The 18,203-nt window shown below is 62.0% G+C and carries 16 protein-coding genes; 5 read left to right on the top strand and 11 right to left on the bottom strand.

Annotated features, from left to right (window positions below; all coding sequences use genetic code 11):
* Positions 1 to 211: 211 nt before the first annotated feature.
* Positions 212 to 1,765 carry a cellulose synthase family protein gene (locus VLU25_06930; GenBank protein ID HSR67658.1) on the top strand — a complete coding sequence of 518 codons (1,554 nt, stop codon included), beginning with the start codon at positions 212 to 214 and terminating at the stop codon, positions 1,763 to 1,765.
* Positions 1,766 to 1,920: 155 nt separating this feature from the next.
* Positions 1,921 to 2,784: a UDP-3-O-acyl-N-acetylglucosamine deacetylase gene (gene lpxC / locus VLU25_06925; protein ID HSR67657.1), complete on the top strand. Its 864-nt coding sequence runs from the start codon at positions 1,921 to 1,923 to the stop codon at positions 2,782 to 2,784.
* Between the two features lie 82 nt (positions 2,785 to 2,866).
* On the opposite strand, the gene VLU25_06920 is transcribed toward lpxC, so the two are convergent.
* From VLU25_06920 to VLU25_06890, 7 genes are all read right to left on the bottom strand, one after another.
* On the bottom strand, positions 2,867 to 3,343 hold the full coding sequence (locus VLU25_06920) for a hypothetical protein (GenBank protein ID HSR67656.1): 477 nt from the start codon (positions 3,341 to 3,343) through the stop codon (positions 2,867 to 2,869).
* Positions 3,340 to 3,951: an RNA polymerase sigma factor gene (locus VLU25_06915; GenBank protein HSR67655.1), complete on the bottom strand. Its 612-nt coding sequence runs from the start codon at positions 3,949 to 3,951 to the stop codon at positions 3,340 to 3,342. Before VLU25_06915 ends, VLU25_06920 begins: the two co-directional genes overlap by 4 nt.
* A 24-nt stretch (positions 3,952 to 3,975) precedes the next feature.
* Positions 3,976 to 4,413, bottom strand: coding sequence for a hypothetical protein (locus VLU25_06910; protein HSR67654.1), 438 nt, complete (start codon positions 4,411 to 4,413; stop codon positions 3,976 to 3,978).
* A 99-nt stretch (positions 4,414 to 4,512) separates the two neighbouring features.
* Entirely contained in the window at positions 4,513 to 4,974 is a 462-nt protein-coding gene (locus VLU25_06905; GenBank protein ID HSR67653.1) for an acyl-CoA thioesterase, read from the bottom strand.
* Between the two features lie 28 nt (positions 4,975 to 5,002).
* Complete coding sequence (locus VLU25_06900) at positions 5,003 to 5,635, bottom strand: hypothetical protein (GenBank protein ID HSR67652.1); 633 nt, start codon at positions 5,633 to 5,635, stop codon at positions 5,003 to 5,005.
* A 93-nt stretch (positions 5,636 to 5,728) separates the two neighbouring features.
* A complete protein-coding gene (locus tag VLU25_06895) occupies positions 5,729 to 8,983 on the bottom strand; it encodes a M56 family metallopeptidase (GenBank protein HSR67651.1) in 3,255 nt (1,084 codons plus the stop codon).
* 21 nt (positions 8,984 to 9,004) lie between these two features.
* A complete protein-coding gene (locus tag VLU25_06890; GenBank protein ID HSR67650.1) occupies positions 9,005 to 9,397 on the bottom strand; it encodes a BlaI/MecI/CopY family transcriptional regulator in 393 nt (130 codons plus the stop codon).
* Between the two features lie 216 nt (positions 9,398 to 9,613).
* On the opposite strand from VLU25_06890, the gene VLU25_06885 reads away from it, so the two are divergent.
* Together VLU25_06885 and VLU25_06880 are read left to right on the top strand one after the other, a co-directional pair.
* Complete coding sequence (locus VLU25_06885) at positions 9,614 to 10,333, top strand: hypothetical protein (protein ID HSR67649.1); 720 nt, start codon at positions 9,614 to 9,616, stop codon at positions 10,331 to 10,333.
* A gap of 183 nt (positions 10,334 to 10,516) precedes the next feature.
* Positions 10,517 to 11,119 carry a response regulator transcription factor gene (locus VLU25_06880; protein ID HSR67648.1) on the top strand — a complete coding sequence of 201 codons (603 nt, stop codon included), beginning with the start codon at positions 10,517 to 10,519 and terminating at the stop codon, positions 11,117 to 11,119.
* Between the two features lie 15 nt (positions 11,120 to 11,134).
* Here the strand turns inward: VLU25_06880 and VLU25_06875 are convergent, their stop codons facing one another.
* The 4 genes from VLU25_06875 to VLU25_06860 form a co-directional block, all read right to left on the bottom strand.
* Positions 11,135 to 11,401 (bottom strand): hypothetical protein, encoded by a 267-nt coding sequence (locus tag VLU25_06875; GenBank protein HSR67647.1) that lies wholly within the window; start codon positions 11,399 to 11,401, stop codon positions 11,135 to 11,137.
* Between the two features lie 127 nt (positions 11,402 to 11,528).
* Positions 11,529 to 11,972, bottom strand: coding sequence for a carboxypeptidase-like regulatory domain-containing protein (locus tag VLU25_06870; GenBank protein ID HSR67646.1), 444 nt, complete (start codon positions 11,970 to 11,972; stop codon positions 11,529 to 11,531).
* An 11-nt stretch (positions 11,973 to 11,983) separates the two neighbouring features.
* Positions 11,984 to 15,358: an RHS repeat-associated core domain-containing protein gene (locus tag VLU25_06865; protein ID HSR67645.1), complete on the bottom strand. Its 3,375-nt coding sequence runs from the start codon at positions 15,356 to 15,358 to the stop codon at positions 11,984 to 11,986.
* A gap of 122 nt (positions 15,359 to 15,480) precedes the next feature.
* Positions 15,481 to 16,314: an XdhC family protein gene (locus VLU25_06860; protein HSR67644.1), complete on the bottom strand. Its 834-nt coding sequence runs from the start codon at positions 16,312 to 16,314 to the stop codon at positions 15,481 to 15,483.
* Positions 16,315 to 16,511: 197 nt separating this feature from the next.
* Between VLU25_06860 and VLU25_06855 the strand changes: the two genes are divergently transcribed.
* Positions 16,512 to 18,200 carry an NAD-binding protein gene (locus VLU25_06855; GenBank protein HSR67643.1) on the top strand — a complete coding sequence of 563 codons (1,689 nt, stop codon included), beginning with the start codon at positions 16,512 to 16,514 and terminating at the stop codon, positions 18,198 to 18,200.
* The last annotated feature ends 3 nt before the right edge of the window (positions 18,201 to 18,203 follow it).

Raw genomic sequence — 18,203 nt, 5'->3', positions numbered from 1 at the left:
ATCTGTCCCTTGCAGGGACAAAAAACGACCGCCTGGCTCAGAACTTATGACCGGCAGCACCAGGAAAAGGCGCCCGACTCGATAAGGGTGTCTTGTTTCCGACTCCTGGCGGGAGGAGCCTTGGGTATAATGAGCCCCGCCCGCAGCTTGGGCGCCGTCTTCAGCCCAATTTGGAGAGGAATCCGACAGAGAGACCCCCCGAGGAGCCGTTTTGATCGACTGGATAGCGACCGATCCCGCCACTTTTCTGCACGGTCATCCCGGGTTGAGCACCTCAATCCTGGCGGCCTACTTCCTGGTCTTGTGCATCCTCTCGATCTACGGCCTGCACCGCTATCAACTGGTCTATCTGCACCACAAGTACCGCCATCGGGTCCCCAAGCCCGAAGGACGCTTGGACAAACAGCCGCGGGTGACGGTCCAACTGCCCCTCTACAACGAAGTCTACGTGGTGGAACGGCTCATCGACGCCGTTTGCCGCCTCGACTATCCTCGGCATCTGCTGGAAATTCAGGTCCTCGACGATTCCGATGACGAGACCCGGCAGGTGGCTCGGCGGCGAGTCCGCCACTATGCCGCCAAGGGCTTCGACATCCACTATCTGCGCCGTCCCGACCGGGAAGGATTCAAGGCGGGAGCGCTGCACTACGGCCTCAAGAAGGCCAAGGGCGAGTTCATCGCCATTTTCGATGCCGACTTCGTGCCCCATCCCGACACCCTGCAGCGCACGCTGGACTATTTTTCCGATTCCCAGGTCGGCATGGTGCAGGTGCGATGGGATCACATCAACGGTGACTATTCGCTGCTCACCAAGGTGCAGTCGATCTTGTTGGACGGACACTTCGTGCTGGAAAGCGCCACCCGCCATCGCTCGGGACGCTTCTTCAACTTCAACGGCACCGCCGGAATCTGGCGGCGCCAGGCCATCGAAGAGGCGGGGAGCTGGCAACATGACACGCTGACCGAAGACCTCGACCTCTCGTACCGTGCTCAGCTCAAGGGCTGGAAGTTCGTTTTCATTTCCGACTTCACCGCCCCGGCCGAGATTCCGGTGGACGTCAATAGCTTTAAATCGCAGCAGTACCGTTGGGCCAAAGGATCCATCCAGACCGCGCGCAAACTGCTGCCGCGCCTGCTGCGAAGCCGCCTGCCCGCGCGGCTCAAAGTGGAAGCCTTCTACCACCTGACGGCCAACGTCTGCTATCCATTGATGGTGCTGCTGAGCCTGCTGCTCTTCCCGGCCCTGATCATCCGCGTGCAGCACGGGTGGCTGGAATTGGTGCTTATCGACTTGCCTCTTTTCGCGGCCGCCACCTTTTCGGTCAGTTCCTTCTACGTGGTTTCCCAGCGGGCAGTCCACCGCGACTGGCTCTCCCGGCTGCGCTACCTGCCCATGGTGCTGAGCACCGGCATCGGACTCTCGGTCAACAACGCCAAGGCCGTGATGGAAGGCCTGTTGGGCATCGATTCCGAGTTCATCCGCACTCCCAAGTTCTCCATCAGACAGTCCGGCGACCGCTGGACCGACAAGCGCTACCGGGCCCGCATCGGACTGGCTCCGCTGATCGAGATCACCTTGGGCCTGCTCTTCGCCGGGGTCATTTTTTACGCCTTCAACCACGGTCACTACGCGTCGTTGCCTTTTCTGATCCTCTTCATGAACGGATTCCTTTACATCGGAGCGCTCTCCCTCTGGCAGCCTTTGCAGAATCTGCGCCAAGCGCTGCTGCGCCGCGCCGCCGCCACTCCCCAGCCTTCCCGCTAACCTCGTTTGCGCCCTGAAGTGTGGCATCGAAACAACACCACTGTTGTTGAAAATGCACGGTGCGAGCCTGAAAACGGCCCAAAGGTGCCCCGTTTTCGGGCTGCCGGAGTTGGAATGAAGATTGCGTCAGGAGTGGGTGAACGGGGAGACTCTGAATGCAACGAACGATTTCGAAGCCGGTTTCGGTCCGGGGAGTCGGACTGCATACCGGATGCCAGGTATCCATCACCCTTCAACCCGCTCCCGCCGACACCGGCATCGTTTTCCGCCGCACCGATTTGCAGGGCTTCGAAATCGAGGCGCTGCGCAAGCATGTCTCACGCGTGGTGCTGGCCACCACGCTGATGAAGCGCGGCGTCATGCTTTCCACGGTGGAGCACCTGCTCTCCGCACTCTACGGCCAGGGCATCGACAACTGCTACGTCGACATCGATTCTCTGGAAGTGCCCATCATGGACGGCTCAGCCCGACCCTTCGTGGAGATGCTGAACAAGGCCGGAACCCGCACCCAAGAATCGGAGCGCGTCTACCTGCAGGTGGAGCGCACCCTGCGCCTGCAAGAAGGCGACAAGTACATCGAGATCAGGCCTTTCGACGGTTTCCGCATCACTTATGAAATCGACTTCGAGCATCCCGCCATCGGACGTCAGAAGCTCGACCTTGAAGTCGGGTCCGAGACTTACGCGCGTGAGATCGCCTTCGCCCGCACCTTCGGGTTCTACGACGAGGTGGAGCAACTGCTCAAGAGCGGCCTGGTGCGGGGAGGTTCACTGGAGAACGCGGTGGTGCTGAGCAAGGACGGCATCATGAACGGCGAGCTGAGGGCCGAAGACGAGTTTGTGCGCCACAAGGTCCTGGATCTGATCGGGGACATTTCCCTGTGCGGACATCCGGTTGTCGGCCATGTCGTGGCCTACAAGGCCGGACACGCCCTGCACACCCGGCTGGCCACCGAATTGGCCCGCAATCCCGCCCTGAGCCGGCTTTGCCGCGAATCGCGCCTGGCCCCGGCGGTCTAGGCCACTAGCTTAGCTTAGCCAAGATAGCGAGCAGCCTCATACCGCCCAATGCTCTCGGCGGTATGAGGGCGCTCGCCTGCCTCTAGGCCAGGCGACGCCCCAGCACGCGCAGCAGCAGTCCGCTGAGGAGAGCTGTGGCCAGGCTGAGGGTGGTCATGACACCCACCAGCCGGGCGATTCCAGAGAGAGAGTCGGTCAACTGGGCGAGGCCTTGCGGCGGCAGAGAAGCGGCGATTCCGCCCCACAGCCAGGCCAGCAGTTGAGCCACGCCCAGCAGCAGCAGCAGGACGGCGGCAGCCGATATCCAGGCCACGCCCAGTTGGCGCCGTCGTTGCAATTTCACTCGCTGCTCCATGCGGGCCTTCATCCACAGGAACTCGGCCCGGGGCAAGACCGGCTGGGGAGGTTCCTGGGCCGCCATCTCGCGCAGGGCCGAGGCCACGGCCAGGGCTTGGCTGCAATCGGGGCATTGCAGCGCGTGAGAGCGCACGTCACCTTCCAAGGGGCCGTCGATGAAGGCCTGGCGGATTTCTTCCTGGCGTGGACAGGGCTGTTTCATGGACGGCTCCTGTTGGTTGAACCTGGAGCAAAGAAGTCCGCGGTGCTCTCCACTCCCATTTCCTTGAGGGTCTCGGCCAGCTTGCGGCGGGCCCTGAAGAGCAAGACCTTGATGCTCTTTTCCTTCAGTCCCAATCGGCGTGCGATCTCACGGTGGGCCGAGCCCTCCACGTAGGCCATCCACAGCATGACGCGCTCGTTGGGGCTGACCTGGAGCAAGGCGCGCTGAAGGTCGGTGCGCCGCATGGTGGTGTCGGCCAGATCAGAATCCGGGGCGACCCGCTCGGGCCGTTCTTCCAGCGAGCTTTCGCGTCCCGTCTTGCGGTAGTGGTCGGTGAGCAGGTTGGAGGCGATGCGGTAGAGGTAAGACCTCAACTGGGGCAACTCGGCCTCCTTCAAATCGGCCTGAAGGAAGCGGCAGTAAGCGTCCTGCAGTATGTCGTCGGCCAGCGCGGGCTTGCCGCAAAGGCGATAGAGATAGCCCCACAGAGGACGCGACGTCTGTTGATAAAAGGCTTTGAATCTCGCCTCGTCCATGACCAGGCCCTGTTCTTCAGCGTGGCCGGTCAGCGGGGCGACGCGATACCAGAAAGCCGCATTGCTCCACATTCAAGCTTCCTCCCGCGCGGTCGTTCACGACCGCTCCAATCGATCCCGCAATCCGTAAGACAGCAGCGACGAGAGCAGCAGTCCCAGCCCCACCGCCATCGTCAATATTCCCATTACCAGGTATCCCTCGTCGAGAGGATAGATCCAGCGCAACGCGAACATGGCCAGAGACAGCATGAGGAATACCACCGAGGCCTGCAAAGCCCTGAGGACGCCCGATCCGCCCAAAAAACGCGGCACCGGCTGTTCAGAAAGGGACTGCATCATGTTCTGTCCGGCCTGGCTCTCCAGGAAGCGTCCGAATTCTTCGCTGTTGCCCATGCGGTCCAACAGCCTCTTGTGAAACTCCATGGTCAGAGTCAGGCGCCGGTTCTGCAACCACCAGTTTGAAATCACGTAGAAGATCCAGCCGATGAGGGTGCAGACGACCGAGACTCCCAAGATTGCATCGATTTCGCGCATCCTGTCTCCTTTCACCCCCTTCATACGCTCGGCAAGGGGTCACGGTTAACTCACTTGAGGCGAGACTCGGTTTGCCTCCATAGCCTTGGCGAAAGAGGGTTAAGTCGCCTCTTGCAGGCGGCGGCGGCGGCGCTGCTGGGCTTCTTCGTAGCGCTGCTTCTCAGACTCGCTGACCGGGACGATGGGCTCCACCTTCGATGGCCGGCCCTCTTCGTCGATGGCCACGAAGGTCAGGAAGGCTTTGCTGGTTCGCTTCCTCTCCCCGCTCAGCGGATCCTCGGAGTAGACCCGGACCTCGACCTCCATCGAAGTGGTGAAAGCCCGCGTCACACAGGCTTCCAGCATGATGATGTGCCCCATCTTGATGGGATGCAGAAAGTGCAGTGAATCGACCGAGACGGTGGCGACCGGCTGGCGGCAGTGGCGATAGGCGGCGATGGCGGCGGCGATGTCGATCAGGTGCATGACCTTGCCGCCCAGGATGTTGCCATAAACGTTGGTGTCGTTGGGAAGCACCACCTCGGTCATGGTGGTGCGCGAATCGGCGACTTTCTTTTCCATGCCGGGGATTGTATCGCGAAGGGCTCGATCAGCGGCGGGCCGAGCCTGACCTAGCGGACTGGAACCAGTCGGCGGGCAAGAAGACCTTGTCGCGCACCTCGCTTTCCCAATGGAGCCGAGCTTGGGAAAGGTCGAGCACGCCGTATCCGACGTCGGAGCGGGCGCCGATCCAGTCCTTGAAGGTAAGCAGCCGCAAGGTGACCGCCGTGCCTACCAGGGGTGAGCTTTGCTGCCCCACCTGCTTGGCCAACTCGGCCACCGCGCTCTCGATTTCGCCCCCCAGAGGCGCCGAAGGCGATCCCTGGTAGAGCAGCTTTTCCAGCCTCTCGATTTGGGGGCGGAAGGGCTGCGGGTCCAGGCCCTGCTCGCTGAGGGCGGTCATCACCGTACGAGGCTTGGGGGGCGTTTTCTGATCGGCGGCCTGAGCCCGGTCGGACGGGCGCAGCACAGCGGAGATCACGAGGACGACCAGAACCAGTCCCAGCACCGAGGCCGTCATCAGTCCCCAGCGCCCTCCTTGCTCCGAGTCTTCTCCCGCTTCCTGCCGGTCCCGGCGGCAGATCACGCAGCCGTCCGAGACCTGGGGGTTATAGCGGACGCCATGCTGGGGGCAGACGACGCTGACAACGTTATGGTCCGGGGAATGATCGCTATCCTTCATGATCCGACTCCTGCAAACAGGTATCGGCACGATCCGGCGCCAGCTTTAAGACATTTGGGAGAGGCGGTGATCGCCCCCGGGAAGGGGCCAGTCTTACCGGTCACGGGAAAGAGAGTTCATCAGCGCCACGGCGGACTCGAGCAACCGGCTGCCCTGGGCTTGAGGCAATTCCTGCCGCTGCAGGGCCTGCTCGGCCATCACGGCCAAGCGGTAGAGATCGATCTGGGCTTGGCGCGGCATTCCCGCTTGCCACTTACGGGCGGCCGCCTGCAGACGGGCTTCGAGGACCTCGCGCACGCCGGAATCGACCGAGTCGTCAAGGCCGTCCAACTCGTCGCGCAGATCGCTCAAAGGATCGCTTCCTCCGGCGCCGGCTTGACGCTGCAATCCCGAGGGACGCCAGACGACGGGGCGGTAGATGTCGCCGAAGTAGCTATCGGCCCGCGATACCAGCGCCGTTCCCGCGATCTCGCCGAGATCGTTAAGGGCGGTGGGCGAGGAGACGTGATACTCCTCTTCTTCGCCGCCGTTCAGCAGCATCGTTCCCTGGCCCGGCACCCACAGGTAGGATTGCACGCTGCCCGAGAGGGGGTTGCGGGGCAGCCGCGAGGCTACCCGCTGTTGGTTGTTGAAGGCCAGCTCGGGCACGTGCTCGCCGCCGCCGCCATACTCGTCGATGTCGGTCATGGCGTCGCGGCGTGTCCACAGGAAGGCCCGCTGCGTTTGAATGCCCAGGAAAGGATTGGGAGGAGTGCTGCTGGAGCCCAGCACTGCGCCTTCTTGGTTGATGGCCACGGCCCGGCTGGAGTCGAACTCCTGACCCAGGGTGCCCAGATTCTCCATGCCGGCGTCGGGGCTCCAAATGAAGGCCTTGCGCGGCTCTCCCCGGCGGAAGATGGCCCATCCCACCACCGAAGTGGAGTCGTTGATGTCCTGGGCGCTGCCCATGATCTCTTCAGAGGCCAGGCGGAACATGCCCGCCTCCTCTTCCCACAGGAAAGGCCGGAATCCGATTTCACCCACCACCTGGCCCAGGTCGTTGATGCTGTGGGCTTCGCTGATCAACTGCGGGTCGCCGCCCAAGTCGCGCATGCCGCCTTCGAGAGTCCAAACGAAGGCGCGCCGACGGCCTGCGGCGGTAAGGCTGAAGCCAACCGCCTGCCCTCTCTCGTTGATGGCCCGAACCTGCGTCTCGCCGCCGCCCAGCGAGCCCATGTCGAGCATGCCGGTGCTTTCCGACCAATAGAAGCTGCGGATGCGTCCATCTTGATCGGAACTGATTCCGATCACCTCTTGGCGGTCGTTGACGCCGACGGCACGGGCAGCCGAGGTGGCCCACTGGTTCACTCCATAGACCAACTGGCTGCCGCCGAATCCGCCCAGCGTATCGAGCAGTCGGGCTCCCGAGCCTTGGTCCCACACGAAAGGTCTGAATTCGCCCTCCTCAGTGGTGGCGATGCCGACCACGGTGCCGCTGTCATTGACGTCCAGGGCTTGGCCGAAGGGACCTTGCATTCCCTCAGGAGTGATGGCGTCCAGCGAAAGCTCTTCCTCGGGCTCCTGGGGTTCGGGATCCTGACCGGGGTCTTCCTGGCCCCCTTGGTCGCCGCCGTCCTCACCGGAATCGGGATCTTGAGGCTGCTGGGGCGTGTCTCCCTCGTCATCCTCTACCCGGTTACGCGGATTGTCGATGGGCCGTCCAGGTTGCTCCTCGCCCCCTCCATCGCCAGGGGCCTCCGGCAAGAAGATGCCGGTCAAAGACAGGCGGGAGGGATCAACCAAGGGCAGTCCGGTGCGCTCAGGAATCTCCGAAAAACCGTCCAGGGGACGGGACCGGCTGGGCTGGTTAGCGGCAGCTCCCCCTTCAGGACCGGAACCCATTCTGGGCCAGAGGCCGCTCACCGAGGAGGAGGAGAAAGGGCCGTTCTCGTCGCCGGACTCAGGGGTAAAGGCCCGCCGAGCCGGCTCCCAGGTCGGAGGCTGGCGCGCCGACGCCAATCTCCAGGGCGCCTCGGGCAGCTCCTGCGGCTCTTTGCTCCCTGCAGGGGACCGCTTGGCAATCATCTTGCCGGCCTTGGGGCGCGACAACGAGATGGTCGTGTCGGCCCAGGGGCGCAGGGCTGCCAGAGGAGCCGCCATGAGCAGGATAATCATCAACACGGCTGCGCTCAGACCGCCCAGCGAGCTCCGGTTGCGGCCGGTTTCCAGAATGGCTTCCAGCCGGTCTTTGAGGGCCGAGGACTGGGAGACTTCCACGGTCCGCAGCAGGCGCCTCCGGGTGGGCAGCACGGCCCGCGCCACCTGCAGCAGGTGTTGGGCGTAGTCGGGTGCCCGGGCGCCGGCCGCCAGCACAGCGTCGTCGCAAGCCTGTTCGCGGTCGATGGTGAGCCGCGACTGCACTCTCCAGACCAGGGGATGGAACCAGTAGAGAGAGGAGACCACTTGAGCCAGCACGTTGAAGACGTTGTCCCACCGCCTGACATGGGCCAATTCGTGAAGAATGATGGACTCCAGCCGCGAGCGGTTCCATCGGCGGGCTTCACTGGGAACGATGATGACGGGTTTCCACAGTCCCACGCTGAGGGCGACTTCGAGGTGGTCGCTGAAAACGATGCGTACCGGACGCATCAGTCCCATGCGCCGCCCCAACTGGTCGATCAAGCGTTGCCAGCTTGCATCGGGGCAGGGGAGGGAGCGCGAGGTGATCCACCAGACGCCCAGCATGGCGTAGAAGAGCCGCAGCAAGAGCAAGCATGCTACGCCCAGCCAGAGTAGAGCGGTCAGAGCCGGCCAGTAGGTTCTCAGCCAAGAAGCAGCCCAAGCCCAACGGCGCGGCTTGACCACAGGCGCCTGCGATGGGGAGGCCTCACGGACGACGACAGCGCTCGCCGGACCCACGTCTGGCGCAGCCGCGGCTTGGGCCGGGGGCGCGACGCCGGCAACCTTTCGGGATGCGTTGAGGTCGGCGGATGAAGGGCGGGTTGCAGCTTGAGGCGAGGCGGAAAGGTCCATCGACCGCCTGCTTTGGGCTTGGACAAGAGTCTGTGAGGTCGGTCGGGACTCCTGCGAAGGCGCCGACTCGGTCCATTGTGAAAGATCGGGTGGAGCGGAAAGCAGAGGTAGGTGCCAGGCCGGCAGCAGGGTCCACATCAGCGGAAGGGCCAGCAAGGCTGCCAGGGCCGAGGCGCCGACGGCATGGCGGATGGAAGCGGAGGATCGCCTCAAGAGGCGGCGCATCAACACCGCCAATCCCAGGATTATGCTTCCCTTGAGCGCCGCGTTGAGCAGCAACGGCAACCAGTAGGCACCGTCCACCGCCGCCAGCGCGCCGCCAATGAACTCCGTCATGGCATCATGTCGCTTTCCGTATTACGACTCGTCGGCTTGTGCTTTCTCGATCAGCCGGGTCAACTCCTTATACTCCTTCTCGGTCAGCGTTTCGCCTTTCAGGTCCATCAACGCGGAAACGACGCGTGTGGGTGATCCTTGGAAAAAGGTATCCATCAGATGCTCCAAAGCCGTGGTTCGGACCTCGGAAGCCGGAGTGGTCGGGAAATATTCGTAGTGGTAGCTCTTGCGTTCGTGCTGCAGGTAACCTTTTCGTTCCAAGACGCCCAGAAGGGTGCGTACCGTGGAGTAGCCGGGTGCATCCTCCATCATCTCCATGACTTCCTGAGCCGTGCACCGGTTCTCACGGTAGATGATGTCCATGATCTGCCGCTCTCGGCGGCTGAGTTTTTGATGTATCGGCTTCTTCGCCACTTTTTTCCTCCTTCGAGCCCGTCCACCTCCCTCTATTCTCGCAGCCGGAAGGGCACACAGGCTCATGGAATTAGTGCGGCAAATTTAACACCCGCAGCTTCGAGGGTCAAGCCCTTTCTCTGCAAGGCCCGCATTCTCTCACGATAAGAGTTCCTCAAACAACGTCTGGGCGGAGGGACTCGCCATCCGTCCTTCCAGGCGGTATTCTAAGGCGCAATGAGCATCAAAGAACGAATTCAACTTCAACGGCTTGAGAAGCGTCAGAGTTCTTACGCCCGCTGGGCAATTGTGCTGGCGGTGCTGGCGGCCTTGTGCATGGCCGCCGTGCTGGTGCTGCAATACCGCGCCCAGGCCCTGCGCGGGGAGCGGCGCAGCGCCGAGGCTCAGCCCAACCTTCAGGAGCAGCAGATGCACATCCAGGCGCGGGCCGACAACCTGCGCCTGGAGGAAGAGAATCAGGCCCTGCTCAAGGAGAACGAGACGCTCCAAGAACAGATCGAGTCCCTCAGCAGCGAGCGCGACCAGGCCCTTCAGGACTTGCAGGCGGCCCGCCAGGAGGTCCGTCAGGCCCGCCGGCGTGCCGACTGGCGGCGCCTCAGGCAATCCCAGGCCGAGGGAATCAGCGAGACGCTCAAAGAGCTGAAGGGGAGCGTGCTGGTGGCCTCGGTGCCGGACGATCCCGAGGCCCTGCAATACGCCCGTCAACTGCATGACGCCATCAAGGCCGGAGGCTGGCTGGTTCAGATTACCAGCGATTTCCCGCTTCCCAGCAATCAATTGCGGGGGCTGGCCGTCCTGATCCGCAACAGCGAGAACCCTCCCCAGCACGCCGGACTCCTCCAGCAGGCTCTTGAAAAGCAAGGCATCAGGGCTCCCGGCGGCCTGGCCTCTCACGCCCAAGCCGACGTCGTCCTGCTGGTCGCCCCCCGCCACTGAAACCGCCCGCCCTCCGAATTTTCTCCGCCATTATTAGATTGACATCGATGGAGGAACGCTCTTAGGCTATGTTTTGACAAGTCCGGTTCATTATCTTTGGCCTTAAGGATGGATAGCCATCGGCACACCACCATCGTTGTGGTTCATCAGCACACATTGGTTCGCAGAGGCCTCCGGTCCCTTTTGCAGGAGCGATCCGAATTCGATGTAGCCGGTGATGCCGCACCCGGTGAGGACGCTCTTTCGCTGCTCTCGAGGGTCGAGGCCGATGTCGTCGTCATCGGCCTCGCCGGGGGAGCAGACGTTCTCCTCCCAGCCCTGAACGCATTGCTCAAGACGGCTCCCTCCGCCAAAGCGGTCTTGCTGGCCGACGTTCGCGACGACGGTCTCTTCGAAGAAGCGATCATGCGGGGTGTACAGGGAATCGTGTTGGCCGGCGCCTCCCCTGAGGAACTGTACAACGCCTTAAGCGCCGTCGCCGAGGGGCGCGTCTGGATGGACCCCGGCCTCTATTCAAGGCTGCTCAACCGCGTGCGCCGCCGCGATCCTCAGCCGAGGGACAGCGACCAGGCCAAGATGGCCTCCCTGACCAGGCGCGAGCGCGAGATCGTTGCCGTGCTTTCAGAGGGGCTGACCACCAAGGAGGTGGCCGAGCGCCTCTTCGTCAGCGAGACCACGGTGCGCCACCACCTCACCTCCATCTTCTCCAAGCTGGGCGTATCCAACCGCATGAAGCTGGTCCTCTACGCCCTGCGCCGCGGCCTCGTCTCTCCGCTTCAAGAATGAGGCCCGGTGTCCTGCTCACATGCAGGCCAGCGAAGCATGATGAATACGCCATTCACCTTCCTGGCGCGTCCATACGAAGTAAATCATTCCCTGGCCGATCGGGACGAAAGAGGCGTAAAAACGGGCGGGTAGAGGATTGCGCAAAGAGTCCATCTCGGCGGATTCACCCCGGGGCATTTGCCGGGTGGTCAACCTGGCCAAGGCAAACAGGTCAGTCTTGGGATCGTTGACGAGGGCGGTTCCGAGCTGGTCTACGAAATCCCGGATCAAGTCGTCGCTCAAAGCACGGCGACCCGAAAAGCAGCCAAGCAACCGTTAGCAGTGCTGTCATCGAATGCCGAACACCAACCATCTTGCACCCCAACGTAAAGGAGCCCCCTACTTCTCGCACCCCCTTTTGGACACTCCCTCACTTCAGTTCGAAATAGCTGCAACCGTCTATGTTGGGTAGTTCGAGACGCAGAAGGAGACTCTTCCGGTTTTGTTTCTTGGGCTCGACACGGATCCTGGCGTTAGCCGGACAGAAACCCGGAAAGCTCGAGACAAGACGGTAGTTGCCCTTGGGCACTTCAGGGAATTCAAATCGACCCTCGCCATCTGTCTGGACGCTCGATACCAACTGGTGATCAGGTTCTGAAAACACCCCAATGCAAGCACCTGGCACGCGGACGCCGTCTGGATCCAGAGCTGTCCCGCGCACACGCCCCACCTTGAGAGGATCGTACTCAAACTGATTGCGGTCCTCATACTCCATGTTTTCACAAGCTGGAGGGGCGCTTTGCTCGTGGAGACCAGCGGTCTTCATTATCGCAGGCGCGGCCAGAATGGCTATCAATACTACGAATGTCCTCATGGAATCTCCTCTCACTTCTTTCCCTGTCCAGCCCTCAGTTCATCGTGGATTATCTTTGTCATCTGCTGGGCAAAGCGCTCAGAGGGTATGAGGGCCTGTTCCGCAGCTTGCATCAAGTGAAGCACATCGGGAGGCAACGGATACCTCCCCTTGCCTCTCGGAAGGGCTTGCAAGGCAGCATCACGCTGGTTCAAGAGTTGCTGTGTTCTGATTTCCTGCTGCAAGTTATCCAAAGCGAAAATCGCGTGGCTCCCCTCGTGGCCAAATGCTTCCGAAGCTCGGAGGATGAAGCCGTTCTTGCCGAACAGCCCCTCATATTTCTTGAAGGAAGGGTCGAAATCACCTTGGGTCGGAGAGCGCATCTTTTTGATGACTTTGAAGTTAAGAAATATCTTGGCTTCGCTGAAGTCATCCGGGCCATCAAACTTCGTAATCAGGAATCGGCCCGCGCTCCTTTTGCCGAGGTCCGCGTTTACGATAAAGAATCGTCGGGGATCAGCTTCTAGCCGGTCGAAGGTTTCTTTGAGCTTTGGATGGACAAGGTTGCCATTCTCATCCCGTCGTTCAATGACTTCCCTGATTCGTCTCCATTTCTTGAGTTCGTCTTCACTTAGTCCACTGTTATCTATGATCATGCCAGTGGGATCAAGGTGGGTTAGTGGATTATTTCGTGCGTACGCGTAAAGATTCATCTGCTGAGGATCCGCTACGCGGCTGGCTGCCACGGTAATAGGATCGGTTGCTGTGAACCTCCCTTGGCCGGAGGACAGGTACCTCGCACCCATATAGTCGAGACTGGTTTCGGCGTCGCGTTCCTTGCCCGTGAACTCGTATTTGACGGGGTCGGTTTTGCTGTTGAGGCGTTCGCCGAAGGGGCTGTAGTGGAGGCGGGTGCCGGAGATGACGCTGCCGGACTCGTTGGCCTTGACCCGGACGGTCCCCAGGTGGTCAGTGTAAAGCCAGACCTTGGGGGGACTCATGGCGGCGGTCTGGGTGAAGACCATCTTCCCGTTGAAGTAAAGGTTGTAAGTCTCCCAGATGCCCGAGTAGGACTCCCACACAGGGTTGCCCAGCACATCGTAGAAGTAGTAGCGGGTCGAGCCTCCTACGGTCTTCTTGACTCGCCGGCCCTGACCGTCATAGCCGAACGTGGCGGTCGCTCCGCCGCTAGTCGACTTGATGCGGCTTTCGGCATCGTAGGCGTAGGTCATGGCGCCCCGGCCTGTCCAGGCGTCGGACGGCTCAGTGAGCAGGTTGCCCGCGTTGTCGTAGGTGAAGGCCTGCGAGGGCGTGAGGTTGCAGGTGGTGGCCGAAGTGCCGTTGACGCCCGAGGCGATGCGGTTCTTATTGTTGGCGTTGAGCGTGAACTTGACGCTGGGAGCGGCGGTGGAGTTCGAGCACTGGCTGAGACGGTTGCCCCAGCGGTCGTAGGCGAAGTTCAGCAGGTTGGAGCCGCGCGTGGCCGTGCTGAGGCGGTTGAGGCGGTCATAGCCGTAGTCGAAGTCCCAGCCCGTCACCATGGCGTCCACAACCTTGAGTATGTTGCCGTTGTTCTTGGCGTCAACTGGACGGTTGAAGGTGTAGGTCAGATCGAGAATACCGGGGACGCTGCGGTCCCAGGGCTGCATGCGGTTGTTGTAGAGGATGGTCTCGGTGGTTCCGTTTCCCAGCGTAGTGGTCTCGGTGGCGCCGGAAGCGCTGAAGACGAAGGCGTAGTCACTGACCATCACCTGGCCCGACGAACCATTGCTGTACTCGGCAGAAACCTGCCGACCCGCGTTGTCGTAGCCGTAGGCGATGGTGAGAGGAACACCTCCGGCGCCGTTGGAAACGCCCGGATAGGCGGCGGTTTTGACTCCTCCCGCCGAATTGTAGGTGTAGTTGCCGGTCAGGGATTGAGGGGCGCCGGTGGTGGTGCGCGTCATGGACGTTACCCGGCCCATCATATCGTAGCTGTAGCTCTCGCTGCCCGCTCCGTCGCTCATGCTGGTCAGGCGCCCCTTGCCATTGCTGGCGCTGAGCGAGTCGTAGGTGTAGGTGACGGTAGGCGTTGCCGGGGAATCGTTGTAGCTCTTGCTGGCAGGACGGTTGAGGCCGTCATAGCTGTTCCAAAACGTCGAAACACCGCGGGGATCGGTCTTCTGAGTCAAGTTAGAGGACGCGTCGTAGGCGTAGCTGGTAGTGCCGGAAGCCGCGGTGGAGGCGCCCCATTCGGGCATTGTAGCGCCTGTGAGGCGCCCCAGCGTGTCGTAGGTAAAGGTCCGCTGCTGAGGATCCTGCGTAACCTTGGTCAATTGGTCCAGGGCATTGTATTCATAGGTGGTGGTGTAGCCCGTTGTGTAGGAGCCGTTGGCCGGATCGGGTTCGATTGCGGTAGCCAGACGCCCCAGGGCGTCGCTAATGGCTCGCCGTCCGCTCCCGATCTGATCGGACGCGGTGGTTTGGTTGCCCTGATAGGTGGTCATGGCAGTTTGCCCGTCAGGCGTCGTGACGACGGTAATCCGCCCCAAAGCATCGTAGGTGTAGGTGGTCCATTGGTTGAAAGTAGCGGTGGGGATCTCGTTGGTTGCCAGAGGCGTCAGCGATAGTGGATTGGAAGTCCGCCGCACCCCGAAAATGCCATGATACTCGGTGCGGGTCCAGTCCAGGTAGGCATCGTTGCTGGTACCTGCCAAGCTCACCCTTCCCAAACCATCGAAAATAGTCAGGTCGATGCGGTCCAAGCCGGTGTCGACCTTGGTGAAGACCTTGCGCCGGAAGGGCGTGACTGTTTGGGGCTTGAAGACATTCGAGCCGCCGTGCAGGGTCGCCGAATCGATGTCCGAATAATAGATGTCGGTTTGGCCGCCGTCGGGAAGGATTCTCTGGCGCGGGCGCCCCATCAGGTCGTAGCTGGTGCGGCGGACCCGCCCATTCAGGTCTTCTTCGTCGACCGCCTGGCCCGTCCAGTAGTCGTATTGAGCGTATGAGGCCTGGCTGAGCGGATTGGTGACCTTCTTGACGAAAGCGAAGGCCTTGAGGGTGCTCCCCAATTCGGCGGGGTTGGTTGTCGTGCGGGCTTCCCCGTTGGGAGCGCCGAAGTTGTCGGTGTAGTCAAAGTCGGTGGCGTGGCTGCGGGGATCGATCGACTTGACCGCATTGCCGGCGACGTCATATTGAGTCCAAGCCGTAACCCAACTGGAGGCCGTATTGAGCCAGCGCTCGGCCGAGGTGGCGTTGCCCCGGGTCTTGTAGCTGGTCGTAAAGCCTGTCTGCAGATTGACGATGTTGCTCCTGCTGACCAGTGCGGCGTGGTTGGCAGTGGCGTCGTAGCGATCGTAGTTGAAGCGCGTCTGCGAGCGTAGCGTCAGCCCTCCAGTAGACGGATTGACGTCATAGATCCACACTTCTTTGGGCAGGTTGCGCAGCCGTCAGCATAGGGCAAGGAGATCTCGAAGCGCATCGGACGAACCTCCCAATTTTCATAGGAGCTTTGTGCCGGTGTAAAAACGGTGGGACCAGCCGATTGCTAATCGGAATCGCGGCAGCAGGAGGACGACGATGCGGTGGTGGAGGACTCGACGGCTTCCTGCTTCTCTGGAGAGGCAGAGGCATCAGGACCTTGGGCCGAGCGGCGCCGGGCGACGATCTGGGCCAGGATGCTGATGGCCACCTCTTCAGGCGTCTTGGCGTTGAGGTCGAGGCCGGCCGGGGCCTGGATGCGCTGCAAGTCGTCAGAAGAATAGCCCTTTTTCTTCAAGCCCTTGCGGATGGCGGCAGCGCGGCGGCGGCTGGCCAGCAGGCCCAGGTAGGCGGGCTTGCGCTTGAGGCAATAGCCGAGGGCGGAGTCGTCGAAGGTGCCGTGGGTGGCGATGACGGCGTAGTCGGAGGGGGCCAGGGCGACTTTGCCGCCGCTGCAACAGGGGCTTTCTCTTGACCCGTCCTGCTGCAGAGCCTGAAGGTCGTTCTCTTTTAGGGCCAGCACCTCGAATCGGGCCGCCTCGGCCAGGCGCGCCAAGCTTTCGGCGATGGGAGAGGTTCCGAAGATGAGCAGCCTGGGAAGGGGCAGATTGGGTTCGATGTAGACTTCCATGGCGCCTCCGCTAAAGCAGGTCATACGGTGAAAGAAAAGACCCTGGCGGTCTTCCTCAGAGCCCGGCGCCAGCCGCACCAGGCGGCACTGGCCGTCCTCGAAGGCAGCCCGGGCCTCGCGCAACACCACCGGCTCCACGCAACTGCCCCCGATCCAGCCGGAGATGCGGCCATCTTGAGTGATGAGGGCCTTGTCGCCCGGTTTTCCTGAAGTGGGCGGCTGCACCCGCACCACTGTAGCCGTCACGAAGGGTTGGCCAGTCTTTCGCAACTCCTCCGCGCGAGCGAAGAAGTCTACGAATCCCAGGCCTTGTGAATCGCAGCCATGTTTCTCATTCCCCATGGTTAATCCCCCAGATCATACCAGAGATGGCTCGGGGCGCCCGAGGAGGCAGTTGTGCCTTGAAGCCAGGTATCGAGATCCGGCGCTACGCCCAGGCTACACTGCGAGCGGGTAGAATGAGGGCGATGAAATGGATGCCGCCGTTCCTGGCCGGACACTTGAGGACGCGCCGGACCCAGAGGGATCTGAGGATTCTCCTCTACTATCTGGTGTCCTTTCTGGTGTTGATCGCCATCTACAGTACGACCTTTCATTACCTGATGGCTTGGGAGGGCCGAGACTTCAGTTGGCTGACCGGCTTTTACTGGACGCTGACGGTGATGTCGACGCTGGGCTTCGGCGACATCACCTTCGAAAGCGACATCGGGCGGGCCTTCTCAATCCTGGTCCTGCTCTCGGGCATGCTCTTTCTGCTGGTTTTACTCCCCTTCACCTTCTTGGAGTTTTTCTATCTGCCCTTCATGAAGGCCCAGGCCACCCAGCGGGTGCCGCGTTCCCTGCCCGAGGAGAGCAGCGGGCACGTCGTTCTGACCCACTACGGGCCGATCGCGCGGACGCTGATCGAGAAGCTTGAGCAATACCGCTATTCCTACGTGCTGGTGGTAGCTGAAAGGGAGGAGGCGTTGCGCCTTCACGACGAGGGGCTGACTGTCGTCAGGGGCGAACATGACGACTCGGAGGTCTACCGGCGGGTACGGGTGGAGCAGGCCGCCATGGTGGTCAGCACGGGCAGCGACATCGCCAATACCAGCGTGGCTTTCGCCGTCCGCGACATCAGCCCCGAGGTGCCTATCGCAGCCACTGCCGACAGTGCCAATTCGGCCCAGGTTCTGCGCATCAGCGGCGTCACCCGCGTGCTGGAACTGAGCCAGATGATGGGCGAGGCCCTGGCCAGGCGTACGCGCGGCGGCAAAACCGTATCCCAGGTGTTCGGCCAGGTCGGCCAGGTGCTGATTGCCGAAGCTCTGGCCGCGGACACGCCGCTGGTGGGCAAGAAGATCGCGGAAAGCGGCATCCGCCAGCAGGCCGGGGTGACGATCGCCGGCGTCTGGCAGAGGGGTAAATTCGAAATCCCGCGCGCCGAGACGGAAATCCGGTCCGACACCGTGCTGGTTCTGGCAGGATCACGCGCCCAATTGGAAGCATTCGACGAACTCTTCGCCGACCTGGAGGCAACGGCGCCGGCCCCGGTCTTGATCATCGGGGGCGGACGCGTGGGGCGCGCCATGATCAAGACCCTGACGGCCAGAGGACTCGACTTCCGCATCGTAGAGCGCGTCCCCGACCGGGTCAGGCAAGTCGACAAGCTCGTGCTGGGCGACGCATCTGATGCTGAAACGCTGGAGCAGGCCGGCATCAGCAAAGCTCCGGCCGTCGTCATCACCACCCATGACGACGACACCAATATCTACCTGGCCATTCACTGTCGGCGGGTCCGCCCCGACATCCAGATCGTCTCCAGGGTGACCCTGGAGCGCAACGTCCGCACGCTGCACCGTGCCGGGTGCGATTTCGTCATCTCGTATGCCTCGATGGGGGCGGCCACTGTCTTCAACCTGCTTAAGCGCAGCGACGTCTTGATGGTGGCGGAGGGCCTGGACGTTTTCAGCGCCCCCCTGCCCGCCTCGCTCGTCAACCGCAAGGTCGGCGAGACATCGATCCGCGAGCAAACCGGCTGCAGCATCATCGCCGTCAACATGGACGGCCGAACCGTGATCAATCCTGGGCCCGACTTCCTGTTGACCGCTGGCGCCGAACTGGTGCTGATCGGCACGGTGGAGTCGGAAAACCGCTTTATGGCCATGCAGGGATGAGAG

Source organism: Acidobacteriota bacterium, from assembly GCA_035471785.1.
In the GTDB taxonomy this organism is placed as follows: Bacteria; Acidobacteriota; UBA6911; order RPQK01; family DATIPO01; genus JANQFM01.
Note: the sequence above shows the minus strand (reverse complement) of the source record. Positions and strands in the feature narration are given on the sequence as shown.